The organism is Streptomyces caeni (assembly GCF_042678285.1).
Taxonomy (GTDB): Bacteria; Actinomycetota; Actinomycetes; order Streptomycetales; family Streptomycetaceae; genus Streptomyces; species Streptomyces caeni.
Window position 1 is genome coordinate 17,485 of sequence record NZ_JBHUDX010000128.1, and the last position, 13,906, is coordinate 31,390.

Here is a 13,906-nt window from a genome sequence, read left to right on the forward strand (position 1 = left end):
GGCCGCCGCCTCGGACGCACCCGCACCGCCCCCCTGCCGACGGCCGTGGCCGATGGGCGACACTGGAGGACGGCCCCTTAACCGTGGCCGGATGCTGCCCTTAGCATCAGCCTGACCGAAACCGAAGCATCCCGAGGACCCCACGTGCGCTTTCGTCTGACCCCCAGGGAGACGAGCTTCTACGACATGTTCGCCGCCTCCGCGGACAACATTGTCACGGGCTCGAAACTCCTGATGGAACTGCTTGGGGCGGACGCCTCCGCCCGGGCCGAGATCGCAGAGCGTATGCGGGCCGCGGAACACGCCGGTGACGACGCCACGCACGCGATCTTCCACCAGTTGAACTCCTCGTTCATCACGCCGTTCGACCGCGAGGACATCTACTCCCTCGCCGGTTCCCTCGACGACATCATGGACTTCATGGAGGAGGCCGTCGACCTGGTCGTCCTCTACAACATCGAGGAACTGCCGAAGGGCGTCGAGCAGCAGATCGAGGTGCTGGCGCGGGCGGCGGAGCTGACGGCGGAGGCGATGCCGAACCTCCGCACGATGGAGAACCTCACCGAGTACTGGATCGAGGTGAACCGCCTGGAGAACCAGGCGGACCAGATCCACCGCAAGCTGCTCGCCCACCTCTTCAACGGCAAGTACGAAGCGATCGAGGTCCTGAAGCTCAAGCAGATCGTGGATGTGCTGGAGGAGGCGGCGGACGCCTTCGAGCACGTGGCGAACACCGTGGAGACCATCGCGGTCAAGGAGTCCTGAGCCGTTCATGGACACCTTCGCTTTGATCGTGACCGTCCTGGTCGCGCTCTTCTTCGCATATACGAACGGTTTCCACGACTCGGCGAACGCCATCGCGACGTCGGTGTCGACGCGCGCGCTCACGCCGCGGGCGGCGCTGGCGATGGCGGCGGTGATGAACCTCGCGGGTGCCTTCCTCGGCAGCGGAGTGGCGAAGACGGTCAGTGAAGGCCTGATCCAGACACCCGAGGGCGGCAAGGGGATGGGCATCCTCTTCGCGGCGCTGACCGGTGCCATCACCTGGAACCTGATCACGTGGTACTTCGGGCTGCCGTCGTCCTCGTCGCACGCGCTGTTCGGCGGGATGGTGGGGGCGGCGCTGGCCGGCGGCACGACGGTCTACTGGTCCGGGGTCCTGGACAAGGTCGTCACCCCCATGTTCCTGTCGCCCGTGGTCGGCGTGATCGTCGGCTATCTGGTGATGACGGCGATCATGTGGATCTTCCGCCGGGCCAATCCGCACAAGGCGAAGCGGGGTTTCCGCATAGCGCAGACGGTGTCGGCGGCCGGCATGGCGCTGGGCCACGGCCTGCAGGACGCTCAGAAGACGATGGGCGTCGTGGTGATGGCGCTGGTCATCGCGGACGTCGAGAAGTACGGGGATCCCATTCCGGTGTGGGTGAAGATCGTCTCCGCGGTGATGCTGTCGCTGGGGACGTACGCGGGCGGCTGGCGCATCATGCGCACCCTGGGCCGCAAGATCATCGAGCTGGATCCGCCGCAGGGGTTCGCGGCGGAGACCACCGGTGCCTCGATCATGTTCGCGACGGCGTTCCTGTTCAAGGCGCCGATCTCCACGACGCACGTCATCACGTCGGCGATCATGGGCGTGGGCGCGACGAGGCGGGTGAACGCCGTGCGGTGGGGCGTGGCGAAGAACATCGTCCTGGGCTGGTTCATCACGATGCCGGCGGCGGCGGTCGTGGCCGCGTGCGGGTTCTGGGTGATCGACCTGGCGTTCCTGTAGCCGAGGGCGCCGGTCGGCCCCGGGCCCCGGACGGGGGCCGCGGGGTGTCGGGTGGCGGAGCGCACCCGGCCGTCCCGGCTCCTGCCGGCCCCCGTCCTGCCGGCCCCCGTCCTGTCGCGTGAGCGGTCCGGTCTCGAGATGCGCGCGTCCGCGTCATGACAAGACTGGAGCTATGACTAGCAAGGCACTCCTCGAAGGCGGACCGGACGATCTGGCGGGCAAGGTCGTGCCGATCGTTCCTCCGGGACAAGAGCTCAAGATCCCTCTCCGCGGCGGATACGAGCACTACAAGATGACATCGCGCCACGAGGACCGGCAGGAGGGGCGGGTGACCGTCTACCGCTGGTGGGAACGCACGGAAGTCGCCGAATGACGAACGGGCCCGCCCCCGGGAGCCGGGGGCGGGCCCTCTTCGGCCTCGCGGTGGCACCGCCATGCAGCACCGCGAGGGGTCTTCGACTACGGCGGATCAGCCGAAGCGGCCGGAGATGTAGTCCTCCGTGGCCTGCACCGACGGGTTGGAGAAGATCCGCTCCGTGTCGTCGATCTCGATCAGCCGGCCCGGCTGGCCCACGGCCGCCAGGTTGAAGAACGCAGTACGGTCCGACACACGCGCCGCCTGCTGCATGTTGTGCGTCACGATGACGATCGTGAAGCGCTCCTTCAGCTCGCCGATCAGGTCTTCGATGGCGAGCGTCGAGATCGGGTCCAGGGCGGAGCACGGCTCGTCCATCAGCAGGACCTTCGGCTCGACCGCGATGGCGCGCGCGATGCACAGACGCTGCTGCTGGCCGCCGGACAGGCCCGAGCCCGGCTTGTTCAGGCGGTCCTTCACCTCGTTCCAGAGGTTCGCGCCCTTGAGGGACTTCTCGACGACGTCCGCCAGGTCCTGTTTCTTGTGGTTGCCGTTCAGGCGCAGACCCGCGGCGACGTTGTCGAAGATCGACATGGTCGGGAACGGGTTGGGGCGCTGGAACACCATGCCGACCTCGCGGCGCACCGCCACCGGGTCGATCCCGGTCGCGTACAGGTCCTCGTTGTCCAGCAGCACCTTGCCCTCGACGCGCCCGCCGGGGGTCACCTCGTGCATACGGTTGAGCGTGCGCAGGAACGTCGACTTGCCGCAGCCGGAGGGGCCGATGAACGCCGTCACCGACCGCGGCTCGACCGTCATCGAGATGTCCTCGATCGCCTTGTGGGAGCCGTAGTAGGCGGTGAGCCCGCTTACGTCGATTCGCTTGGCCATGTTTACGTCACTTCCAGGTGGGACGGATCAGTCGCTGAGTGGCCGCGTCAGCGACCGGTCCTGGGTGCCTTCCAGCGGGCGATCCCGCGGGCCACCAGGTTGAGGATCATCACGAAGCCGATGAGGGTGAGCGCCGCCGCCCACGCCCGGTCGTAGGCCGCGCCGGAGCCCGAGCTGTTCGCGTACTGCTGGTAGATGTACAGCGGCAGCGAGGCCTGCGGGTCCTTGAACGGGTTGCTGTTGATGAAGCTCGTGCCCCACACCAGCAGCAGTACGGGAGCGGTCTCACCGGTGATGCGCGCGATCGCGAGCATCACGCCCGTGGTGATGCCGCCGATCGACGTCGGCAGGACCACCTTGAGGATGGTGCGCCACTTCGGGACGCCGAGCGCGAGGGACGCCTCGCGCAGCTCGTTCGGCACGAGCTTGAGCATCTCCTCGGTGGAGCGGACCACCACGGGCATCATCAGGATCGACAGGGCGAGCGAGCCGGCGAAGCCGGAGTAGCCCATGTCGAGGATGAGGATCCAGAAGCTGAGGACGAACAGACCCGCGACGATCGACGGGATGCCCGTCATGACGTCGACGAAGAAGGTGATGGCCTGGGCGAGCTTGCCGCGCCCGTACTCGACCAGGTACACGGCGGTGAGCACACCGACCGGCACGGCGATCGCGGTGGCGAGGCCGACCTGCTCCAGGGTGCCCAGGATCGCGTGGTAGATGCCGCCGCCGGTCTCGGTGTCGGCGACCACGCCCATCGAGTGGGTGAGGAAGTAGACGTCGAAGACCTTCACCCCGCGCTTGACGGTCTCCCAGATGAGGGAGGCCAGCGGGACGACCGCGATGACGAAGGACACCCAGACGAGGCTGGTCGCGACCCGGTCCTTGGCCTGCCGGCGTCCCTCGACGCGCGCGGCGACGGCGTAGGTGCCCAGGACGAAGAGGGCCGCGGCGATCAGGCCCCACTGGATCCTGCTGCCGAGGCCGGCGGCCAGGCCGATGCCGGCGCCGAGGGCGAGGGAGCCCGCGGCGGTCACCCACGGGGTCCACTTCGGCAGGGTGGCACCGCGCAGGGTGCTCGTGCGCTTGTGGCTGACGGCTGCGGTGCTCATGCGTTGGCCCCCGAGTACTCCTTGCGGCGGGCGATGATCATGCGTGCCGCGGCGTTGACCAGCAGGGTGATGACGAAGAGGACGAGACCGGAGGCGATGAGCGCGTCACGGCCCAGGGGCGTGGCCTCGCCGAACTTGCTGGCGATGTTCTGCGCGAAGGTGCCGCCGCCCGGGTCGAGCAGGCTGGCCTGGATGTCGAAGGTCGGCGAGAGGACCGTGGCGACCGCCATGGTCTCGCCGAGGGCGCGGCCCAGGCCCAGCATCGACGCGGAGATCACACCGGAGCGGCCGAACGGGAGGACGGCCATGCGGATGACCTCCCAGCGCGTGGCGCCGAGAGCGAGTGCCGCCTCCTCGTGCATCTGCGGGACCTGCCGGAAGACCTCCCGGCTCACGTTGGTGATGATCGGGAGGATCATGATCGCGAGCAGGATGCCGACGGTGAGCAGCGAGCGCGGAGCGCCTCCCTGCCACGTGAAGATGCCGGTCCAGCCGAGGTACTCGTCCAGCCAGCCGAACAGCCCGTCCAGGTGCGGTACGAGGACCAGGGCGCCCCACAGGCCGTACACGATGGACGGCACGGCGGCGAGCAGGTCGATCACGTAGGCGATGGGGCCGGACAGCCGGCGCGGCGCGTAGTGCGTGATGAACAGCGCGATGCCCACCGCGACCGGGACCGCGAGGGCCATGGCGATGATCGAGGAGACGACCGTGCCGAAGGCCAGCACCGCGATGCCGAAGACCGGCGGTGTGATGCTGGTGTTCCACTCGAAGGTGGTCAGGAAGTTGCCGTGGTCCTTGCTGATGGCGAGGGACGCGCGGTAGGCGAGGAAGGCCGCGATCGCGGCCATGACCACCAGCAGGAAGATGCCCGACCCACGGGACAGACCGAGGAAGACCCGGTCTCCGGGACGGGTGGCGCCGCGGCTCGCGCGCTTCTGCTCGGCCACGGGAGGCTGGGAGGTCGGGGGCGGCGCTTCGGTGTTCTGTGTTGATATGTTCATGGGGATCTCCGGTCTGCGGAGCCACAGCGGACTGCGGCTCCAGGCGGCGGTGCACCGGACGGTGCGGTCCGCTCCCGACGGGAGCGGACCGCGTATTCATGTCAGCTCAGGCTTGCGATGGTCTCGCGGACCTTGGTGGCGACCTCGGTGGGGAGCGGGGCGTAGCCGGCCTCGGACAGCAGCTTCTGGCCGTCCTCGGAGGCGATGTAACCGAGGAAGGACTTCACCGTCGGGAGGGTGTCGGCCTTGTTGCCCTTGTCGCAGGCGATCTCGTACGTCACCAGGGTGATCGGGTACGCGCCCTCGGTGGTCGGGTTGTAGTCGAACTTCAGGGCCAGGTCCTTGCCGGTACCGACGACCTTGGCCGCGCCGATGGCCTTGGAGGCGTTGTCCGTGGTGGCCTTGACCGGCTGGGCGGCGGCCGTCTTGATGTCGACCGTCTTCATGCCGTCGGCGGCGTAGGAGAGCTCGAAGTACGAGATGGCGCCCGCGGTCTGCTTCACCTGCGCGGCCAGGCCGGAGGAGCCCTGCGCGGACTGGCCGCCCTTGGCCTGCCAGCTCTTGCCGCCCTCGTAGGACCACTCGCCGGCGGCCTTGAGGTACTTGGTGAAGTTGTCCGTGGTGCCGGACTCGTCCGAACGGTGGAACGCCTGGATCTTGAGGTCGGGCAGCTTCGCGCCCGGGTTCAGCGCCGCGATGGCCTTGTCGTTCCACTTGGTGATCTTGCCGTCGAAGATCCCCGAGAGGGTCTTGGCGTCGAGGACCAGGGTGTCGACACCCGGCACGTTGTAGCCGACCGCGATCGGGCCGCCGACCATCGGCAGGTCGATGGCCTGGCCGCCGGTGCAGACCTTCTTCGACTCGGTGATCTCCTCGGGCTTCAGCGGGGAGTCCGAGCCGGCGAAGGCGGTCTGGCCCTGCAGGAAGTTCGTGATGCCGGCACCGGAGCCGTTGGCGTTGTAGTTGATCTGTACGCCCTTGCACGCCTGGGTGTACTGCTTCACCCACGCGTCGATCGCGTTCTTCTGCGCGGTGGAGCCGGCCGCCTGCAGCTGCCCCTTGGCGTCGTCGCACTTGATGGACGAGTTGCTGGAGGCGGTGGCCGATCCGCTCGAGCCGTTGTCCTTGCCCGTGTCATCGGAGCCGCACGCCGTCAGGGCCAGGGCGCCGGAGACGGCGACAGCACCGAGGGAAAGGGCGCGAAGCCGGTTCTTGCGCTGAAGCTTCACTTTCGGGAGTTCCTTCCAGGAGCCGCCGACCTGGGGCGGCGTGCGAAGTGTGGTCGGCCCGGTCGGGGGCCGCTGTGAACGGGGAAGTGCTTCGCACGCCTTCATGCGTGCTTCGCACCGGGTAAGGCCGAAATTAGGCAGAACAGGTGAAGCGGCCGATGGTCGAAAATGAACGGAAGGTGAACCCCTGCGGACGGTGTGGTTAGGTCACGGAAGGCTTACGTCTCGGACACGGGGACATTCCGGCGGGCTTGGCCGCGGCAGGGCGGACGAGCTGCGGTTTCGGCCGGATGCGGGCCGTGGGCGGTCGTACGGAGGGCGCCGCGCGCTCCCTGTGGGGACCGGGTGCCTTCCGTGTCGTTCCGCGCGCCCTCGCGCGGGGATCACCTCGGGTCGAGCGCGTTCAGCAGGGCGTCCACCAGGTCCCGGTCGCGGGACTGGGTCGAACACCTGCGCGCCGCGGCCGGCGGGAGCCAGAGCACGCGGTCGACCTCGCGGTTCGGGGTGAAGGAACCGCCCGCCGCCTCGGCCGCCCAGTAGCGGACCTGCTTGGGGCGTCCCTGCGCCTCGTAGTGGACGGTGGGCAGGGGCGCGCCCGGCACGGCGAGGTACCCCGTCTCCTCCCCGACCTCCCGCAGCGCCCCCGTGAGCGCGTCCTCGCAGCGCTTGAGCTTGCCCTTGGGGTGGGACCAGTCGTCGTACTTCGGCCGGTGAACCAGACATATCTCCAGCTCACCGTCTACGGGGGAGCGGCGCCACAGGACGCAGCCCGCCGCGCGGATGGTGTCGTCGCTCATCGGGTGCTCATGGCTCCTCACTCCCCTCGCACGTGGATGAGAGCTTGAGGGAGGCCGGTGGGACTTCGCCGGGCCCGTTCAGCGGGTGGGCACCACCTGCTTCTGCCACGACTGCTGGAAGGCGAAGCGGGCCGCCTCCACCTCGTGGCGCTGGTCGGCGTGCAGAACGCCGAGCGCGTACGCCGTCGCCGGGGCGATGCGCGGGGTGCGCGCCGCCGCGGCCGCCGCGGCGGCCGCCTCGGAGGCGTCCCGGTGCCGGTTCAGCGCCTGGCCCGCCGCCGGCAGCCGCCCGCCGGGATCCGAGTGCCCGCCGTGCTCGCCGTCCAGCACCTCGCGGGCGTAGCGGTGCAGCCGCAGCAGCAGCCGCACCTGGTGCCAGGGGGCGTCCTGCGGGTGCGGGGCCGGATCGGGGGACAGGCCGTGGATCAGGGCCTCCGCGTTGTACGGGTGCCCCGCGGTGACCAGCGGCAGCGCGGCGATCGCGTCGTCCAGCCGCTCCTCGGCGGCTGCGGCCAGGGGGTGCAGATCGGCGGTGGCCGCGGCCGGGGTGAGCGGAACCTCGCTGGCCAGGAGGGCGACGCTGTCGGCCACCGCGTGGAAGCGGCTCGACCCGAGCGCCTGCAGGGCCGCGGAGTGGGCGCGGGTGCGGGCCAGGGTCAGCTGGCGCTCCAGAAGCGCGCCGGCCTTGGCAGCGCCGACGGTCAGGCTGCCGCGGTCCGGCGCGGTGAGCTGGGCGCGCGGGCCGCCGCCTGCGGAGTCCGCCGCACGCGTCGACTGCGCGGGCAGGACCGGGGAGCCCGACAGCCGGTGCAGCGCGAAGAGCAGCCGGTCGAGCCGGGCGGCGTAGGCGTGTTCACGGGCCAGCGTGCCCGACAGCCAGGCGAGTTCCGGGCGCATCCGTTCGGACCAGTCGGCGTCGAGCAGGGGGCGGAAGGTGTGCAGTGTGCCGCTGATGCGGCGGGCCGAGCGGCGCAGCGCGCGTGCCGCGTCGCCGGATTCCTCCGCGCCGCCCTCCCCCGACCTTGTCCTCGCCCGTGCGGCGCCGGCCCCGTCGGCGCCGGTCTCCCGGTGCTGCCGCAGCGACCGGAGGAACTCCGTGGCCTGGCTCCGCAGGTAGTCCGCGACGGCCTCGCCGGCCACGGGCCCGGACGCGGGCCCGGTGGGGGGATCAAGGTGTTGCTGTGCCACGCCGGCGCCTCCGGGCGTCTATGAGCATCTCCTGGATGTTCCGCAGGGGCTGGCCGTCCGCGTCGGTGGCGTGCCGGGTCCACTCGCCGTCCTCGCCCAGGTGCCAGGAGGCCGTGGCGTCGGACATGCCGGTCTCCAGGAGCCGGTTGAGGGCCGCCCGGTGGGCCGGGTCGGTCACCCTGACGAGTGCCTCGATACGACGGTCGAGGTTGCGGTGCATCATGTCTGCGCTGCCGATCCACACCTCGGGCTCGCCGCCGTTGCCGAAGGCGAAGACGCGGGAGTGTTCGAGGAAGCGGCCGAGGACGGACCGCACGCGCATGTTCTCGGACAGGCCGGGGACGCCCGGGCGCACCGCGCAGATGCCGCGCACCCACACGTCGACCGGGACGCCGGCCTGTGAGGCCCGGTAGAGGGCGTCGACGATCGCCTCGTCCACCATCGAGTTGACCTTGATGCGCACGTACGCGGGGCGGCCGGCACGGTGGTGCTGGATCTCCTTGGTGATCCGCGAGACCAGACCGTCACGCAGGGACTTGGGGGCGACCAGCAGCCGGCGGTAGGTCTCGCGGCGCGAGTATCCCGACAGCCTGTTGAAGAGGTCGGACAGGTCCGCGCCGACCTGCGGATCGGCGGTCAGCAGCCCCAGGTCCTCGTACAGGCGTGCGGTCTTCGGGTGGTAGTTGCCGGTGCCGACGTGGCTGTAGCGGCGGAGCGTGTCCCCCTCCTGCCGCACGACCAGCGACAGCTTGCAGTGCGTCTTCAGCCCGACGAGCCCCCAGACGACATGGCAGCCCGCCTCCTCCAGCTTGCGGGCCCACTTGATGTTCGCCTGCTCGTCGAAGCGGGCCTTGATCTCGACCAGCACGAGGACCTGCTTGCCGGACTCGGCGGCGTCGATGAGCGCGTCGACGATCGGCGAGGTCTCCGAGGTCCGGTACAGCGTCTGCTTGATGGCGAGCACGTCCGGGTCGGCGGCCGCCTGCTCCAGGAACGCCTGCACGGAGGTCGAGAAGGAGTCGTACGGGTGGTGCAGCAGTACGTCGCGCTCCCGCAGCGCGGCGAATATGTCGGGCGGGGAGGCCGACTCGACCTCCGCGAGGTCGCGGTGGGTGCCGGCGACGAACTTCGGGTACTTCAGCTCGGGCCGGTCGAGGTTCGCTATGCCGAACAGGCCGGTGAGGTCCAGGGGGCCCGGCAGCGGGTACACCTCGGCCTCGGAGATCTTCAGCTCGCGCACGAGCAGGTCCAGGACGTACCGGTCGATGGACTCCTCGACCTCCAGCCGCACCGGCGGCCCGAAGCGGCGCCGCATCAGCTCCTTCTCCAGGGCCTGCAGCAGGTTCTCGGCGTCGTCCTCCTCGACCTCCAGGTCCTCGTTGCGGGTGATCCGGAACGTGTGGTGCTCCAGGACCTCCATGCCCGGGAACAGCTCCTCCAGATGCGCGGCGATGACGTCCTCGATGGGGACGTACCGCTGCGGGGACGCCTCCAGGAAGCGGGAGAGCAGCGGCGGCACCTTGACGCGCGCGAAGTGGCGGTGGCCGGAGACCGGGTTGCGCACCACGACTGCGAGATTGAGCGAGAGCCCCGAGATGTACGGGAAGGGGTGCGCGGGGTCGACGGCCAGCGGGGTGAGGACCGGGAAGATCTGCTGGCGGAAGAGGGTGAACAGGCGGGCCTGCTCCTTCTCGGTCAGCTCGTTCCAGCGGACCAGGTGGATGCCCTCCTCCACGAGCGCGGGGGCGACGTCCTCGTGGAAACAGGCCGCATGCCGGGCCATGAGCTCGCGGGAGCGGGCCCAGATCATCTCCAGCACCTCGCGGGGCTGGAGGCCGGAGGCCGACCGGGTGGCGACACCGGTGGCGATGCGGCGCTTGAGGCCGGCCACCCGGACCATGAAGAACTCGTCCAGGTTGCCGGCGAAGATCGCGAGGAACTTCGCCCGCTCCAGGAGGGGCGTGTCGGGGTCTTCCGCCAGTTCGAGCACGCGCTCGTTGAACTGCAGCCAGCTGCGCTCCCGGTCCAGGAAGCGGCCCTGGGGAAGCCGGTCGCCCTCCGCCTCCTCGTACCCGTCGAGGTCCGCGTCGAGGTCGGGGTCCAGGTCCGAGACCGCCGGGCCCCTGGTGTGGGGGCGGTGCGCGGCGATGGACCCCACGGACGGCTGCTGCTGATTCTGCAGGGGCGCGCGACCCGCGGGCTCCGCGTCACGCGGGGCGGCCGGGGACGGGTGGGCCTGTGCCTGGGCGTTCTGCTGGCTCATGAACCCATTCTTCCGCGCCGACCGGGTGACGGGCGCGTCGGAGAGAGCGGGCGGCAGCGCGGCGAAGAAACGCCCGCGCTGCCCGCCGGCACCCTGGTCGGGGGGCGGCGAGGGCTCTGGCACGGCGGCATTCATTGACCGAGCGTCGCAAGCCCGTCTGAATCAATGGTTACGGCGACATGACGTGCGGGATAGCGGGGAGGGTCCCGCGGAGGTCGGCCGGGAGCCGCCGCCCCGGGGCTGGCCCGGAGGGGGAGTGTATGCGCCGTCCCGGGCCGCCGGGCGCCCGGGTCCCTCAGGCGTCCGCTCGGGCTTGCCGCTCAGGTCTCCGTCCGGTACATCAGATCGGTCTCGTGGGTGGTGAAGCCCAGCCGCTCGTACACGCTGAGCGCCGCCTTGTTGTCCGCGTCGACGTACAGCATCGCGGTCGGCAGGCCCTGGGCGGCCAGGTGCCGCAGGCCGATCGCGGTGAGGGCGCGGCCCAGCCCGCCGCCCTGGGCGCCGGGACGGACGCCGAGGACGTACACCTCGCCGATCCTCCCCGAGTCTCGGTTTCGCTCGGCCGGGGGGACCCCCATCTCGGCGTGGACCTTGGTCCAGTGGAAGCCGATCAGCTCGGGGCCCTGCTCGCCCCGGCGCTCCGCGAGGAAGAAGCCGCGAGGGTCGAACCACGGCTCGGACATACGGTCGTCGAGGTCGCGCTGGGTGAGGGAGCCCTGCTCCGGATGGTGGGCGAACGCCTCGGCGTTGACGGCGAGCCAGGCCGCGTCGTCCCGGCCGGGCACGAAGGTGCGTACGGTGACCCCCTCGGGCAGCGTGGGCTCGGGCAGGTCGATGCCGGTCAACGGGCAGCGCATCTGGCGCAGTTCGCGGAACAGGGTGAGACCGAGGACCTGCGCGAGGTGCCGGGCCGCGGGGTGGCCGCCGTGCGCCCACACCCGCAGCCGCTTGCCGGAGACGGCCAGGAGCGCGGAGCCCAGGGCGCGGCCGTGCCCGTGGCCGCGGTGCGAGGGGTGCACGACCAGCTCGGCGGCGGGGGCCTCCACCGGGTCGGTGTCCTCCAGTTGCGCGTATCCGACGAGTGCGCCGTCGACCGTCAGCAGCAGATGCGACACGCCCTCCCGCTCGCCGCCCCGCAACTGCAGCCGCCCCTGCTCGGACACGGCCTGCTGCCCGTCCACCCGGGCGGCCTCCGCGAGCAGCGCGAGCACCGCCTCGGCCTGGCCGGGGGAGAGCGCGCTGACGGTCTCGATGGAGCGGGGCGATGCCGGGCGGGCGGTGTCGTCGCTGGTCATGGGTACGAGGGTACGGGGCGGACCCCGGAAACGGGAGGCAACGGCAACCTGCTCGTAACCCCTAACCCCCTGTTGCGCTACGCGCGTTGACCCTAGGCTGCGCGAACGACCGTCTCGGCACGCTCTTTGACACGACACAGGACACGACACAGGGGGGCACATGCCGCCGACCTTCCGGCTCAGACCTCTTCACCGCATCCTCGGGGCCGCCGCGGGCCTCGCCACCGCGGGCGCCCTGATGACGGCGCTGCCGGCCGACGCCCACGGGGGCGGGCCGGGCCACGGGCACGGGTACCCGGGCCGCTACCAGGATGTGCAACTGCTGTCCTTCAACGACCTGCACGGCAATCTGGAGCCGCCGGCCGGCTCCTCGGGGCGGGTCACCGAGCACGAGGAGGACGGCACCACCAAGACCATCGACGCGGGCGGCGTCGAGTACCTGGCCACGCATCTGCGGCAGGCGCGAGCCGGCCACCCGTACTCCGTCACGGCCGGCGCCGGCGACATGGTCGGCGCCTCGCCGCTGATCTCCGGGCTGTTCCACGACGAGCCCACCATTGACGCGCTCAACAAGCTGCACCTGGACGTCACCAGCGTCGGCAACCACGAGTTCGACGAGGGCGCCCTCGAACTGGCCCGGCTGCAGAACGGCGGCTGTCACCCGAAGGACGGCTGCTACGACGACGGCGAGACGTTCCAGGGAGCGAACTTCCCCTACCTCGCCGCGAACGTGACGGACGAGAAGACCGGCCGGCCCATCCTCAAGCCCTACTGGGTCTGGAAGAAGCACGGCGTCAAGGTCGGCTTCATCGGCGTGACGCTGGAGGGCACCCCGAACATCGTCTCCGCCGAGGGCGTCAAGGGCCTGAAGTTCGGCGACGAGGTCGAGACCATCAACAAGTACGCCAAGGTGCTCCAGCGGCAGGGCGTGCAGTCGATCGTCGCGCTGATCCACGAGGGCGGGGCCCCCGCGTCGAGCGCCTACAACTACGACTGCGACAGCCCCGGAGCCGGCGACGGCATCTCCGGTCCGATCGTCGACATCGCCAAGCACGTCACCCCGGCGGTGGACGCGCTGGTCACCGGTCACACCCACCAGGCGTACGTGTGTACGATCAACGACCCGGCGGGCCGCCCCCGCATGGTGACCTCGGCCTCCTCGTTCGGCCGGCTGTACACGGACACGACGCTGACGTACGACCGCTGGACCGGTGACATCGCCCGTACGGCCGTCAGGTCCGCCAACCACGTGGTCACCCGGGACGTCGCCAAGGCCCCCGACATGACGGACCTGGTCACGAAGTGGAAGACGCGCGCCGCGCCCGTCGCCTCCCGGCCCATCGGCTACATCGCGGGGGAGATCGGCAACACCGGCACCGAGTCGCCGCTCGGCGACCTGATCGCGGACGCCCAGCTGGCGTACGCCAAGTCCGTGGACCCCGGCGCGGACCTCGCGCTCATGAACCCGGGCGGCATCCGCGCACCGCTCACCTACACGGCGAGCGGAGGCGAGGGCGACGGAGTGGTGACGTACGGCGAGGCGTACACGGTCCAGCCGTTCTCCAACACCGTGAACCTGCTCGACCTCACCGGCGCCCAGCTGATCGCGGCGCTGCAGCAGCAGGTCAGCGGCGTGAACGAGGCCTCGCCGAAGATCCTGCAGGTGTCCGGGGGCCTGACCTACACCCTGGACCTGACGAAGTCGGGCGCCGCGCGCGTGGTCGTGGACTCCGTGAGGCTGAACGGCTCGCCGATCGACCCGGCCGCCACCTACCGCGTCGCCGTCAACTCCTTCCTCGCGGGCGGCGGCGACGGCTTCGCGGAACTGGGCAAGGGCACGGGCGTCCTGGTCGGCGGCGACGACCTCGCGGCCTTCGAGGCCTACCTGACGGCCCACTCGTCGGCCACCGCGCCGTACCCGGTACCGACGGCGGACCGGATCACGGTGGTGCGGTGACCGCCCGCGGCGACCGCGCGCGGTGACGGCCGCGCGATGAGCGG

12 protein-coding genes are annotated in these 13,906 nt (G+C 70.6%); 4 read left to right on the forward strand and 8 right to left on the reverse strand.

The window, feature by feature from the left end:
• The first annotated feature begins 144 nt into the window (after positions 1-144).
• From ACFSL4_RS35255 to ACFSL4_RS35265, 3 genes are all read left to right on the forward strand, one after another.
• Positions 145-765, forward strand: coding sequence for a DUF47 domain-containing protein (locus tag ACFSL4_RS35255; RefSeq protein ID WP_381091951.1), 621 nt, complete (start codon positions 145-147; stop codon positions 763-765).
• Between the two features lie 7 nt (positions 766-772).
• Positions 773-1,771, forward strand: coding sequence for an inorganic phosphate transporter (locus ACFSL4_RS35260; RefSeq protein ID WP_381091953.1), 999 nt, complete (start codon positions 773-775; stop codon positions 1,769-1,771).
• A 172-nt stretch (positions 1,772-1,943) separates the two neighbouring features.
• Positions 1,944-2,144, forward strand: coding sequence for a DUF5988 family protein (locus tag ACFSL4_RS35265; RefSeq protein ID WP_381091955.1), 201 nt, complete (start codon positions 1,944-1,946; stop codon positions 2,142-2,144).
• A gap of 96 nt (positions 2,145-2,240) precedes the next feature.
• Here ACFSL4_RS35265 and pstB read toward each other — a convergent pair whose 3' ends face one another.
• The 8 genes from pstB to mshD all read right to left on the reverse strand — a co-directional run bounded on the left by pstB (position 2,241) and on the right by mshD (position 11,905).
• Entirely contained in the window at positions 2,241-3,017 is a 777-nt protein-coding gene (gene pstB, locus ACFSL4_RS35270) for a phosphate ABC transporter ATP-binding protein PstB (protein WP_381091957.1), read from the reverse strand.
• A gap of 47 nt (positions 3,018-3,064) precedes the next feature.
• Positions 3,065-4,129 (reverse strand): phosphate ABC transporter permease PstA, encoded by a 1,065-nt coding sequence (gene pstA / locus ACFSL4_RS35275; protein WP_381091958.1) that lies wholly within the window; start codon positions 4,127-4,129, stop codon positions 3,065-3,067.
• Positions 4,126-5,133, reverse strand: coding sequence for a phosphate ABC transporter permease subunit PstC (gene pstC / locus ACFSL4_RS35280; RefSeq protein ID WP_381091960.1), 1,008 nt, complete (start codon positions 5,131-5,133; stop codon positions 4,126-4,128). The genes pstA and pstC overlap by 4 nt, the downstream gene beginning before the upstream one ends.
• Positions 5,134-5,234: 101 nt before the next feature.
• Positions 5,235-6,362: a phosphate ABC transporter substrate-binding protein PstS gene (gene pstS, locus ACFSL4_RS35285; protein ID WP_381091962.1), complete on the reverse strand. Its 1,128-nt coding sequence runs from the start codon at positions 6,360-6,362 to the stop codon at positions 5,235-5,237.
• A gap of 383 nt (positions 6,363-6,745) precedes the next feature.
• Entirely contained in the window at positions 6,746-7,159 is a 414-nt protein-coding gene (locus tag ACFSL4_RS35290) for an NUDIX hydrolase (protein WP_381091964.1), read from the reverse strand.
• A gap of 78 nt (positions 7,160-7,237) precedes the next feature.
• Positions 7,238-8,347: a CHAD domain-containing protein gene (locus ACFSL4_RS35295; protein ID WP_381091966.1), complete on the reverse strand. Its 1,110-nt coding sequence runs from the start codon at positions 8,345-8,347 to the stop codon at positions 7,238-7,240.
• Positions 8,328-10,610 carry an RNA degradosome polyphosphate kinase gene (locus ACFSL4_RS35300; protein WP_381091968.1) on the reverse strand — a complete coding sequence of 761 codons (2,283 nt, stop codon included), beginning with the start codon at positions 10,608-10,610 and terminating at the stop codon, positions 8,328-8,330. The genes ACFSL4_RS35295 and ACFSL4_RS35300 overlap by 20 nt, the downstream gene beginning before the upstream one ends.
• A gap of 320 nt (positions 10,611-10,930) precedes the next feature.
• Complete coding sequence (gene mshD / locus ACFSL4_RS35305; protein WP_381091969.1) at positions 10,931-11,905, reverse strand: mycothiol synthase; 975 nt, start codon at positions 11,903-11,905, stop codon at positions 10,931-10,933.
• Positions 11,906-12,065: 160 nt separating this feature from the next.
• Between mshD and ACFSL4_RS35310 the strand changes: the two genes are divergently transcribed.
• Complete coding sequence (locus ACFSL4_RS35310; RefSeq protein ID WP_381091971.1) at positions 12,066-13,862, forward strand: bifunctional metallophosphatase/5'-nucleotidase; 1,797 nt, start codon at positions 12,066-12,068, stop codon at positions 13,860-13,862.
• The last annotated feature ends 44 nt before the right edge of the window (positions 13,863-13,906 follow it).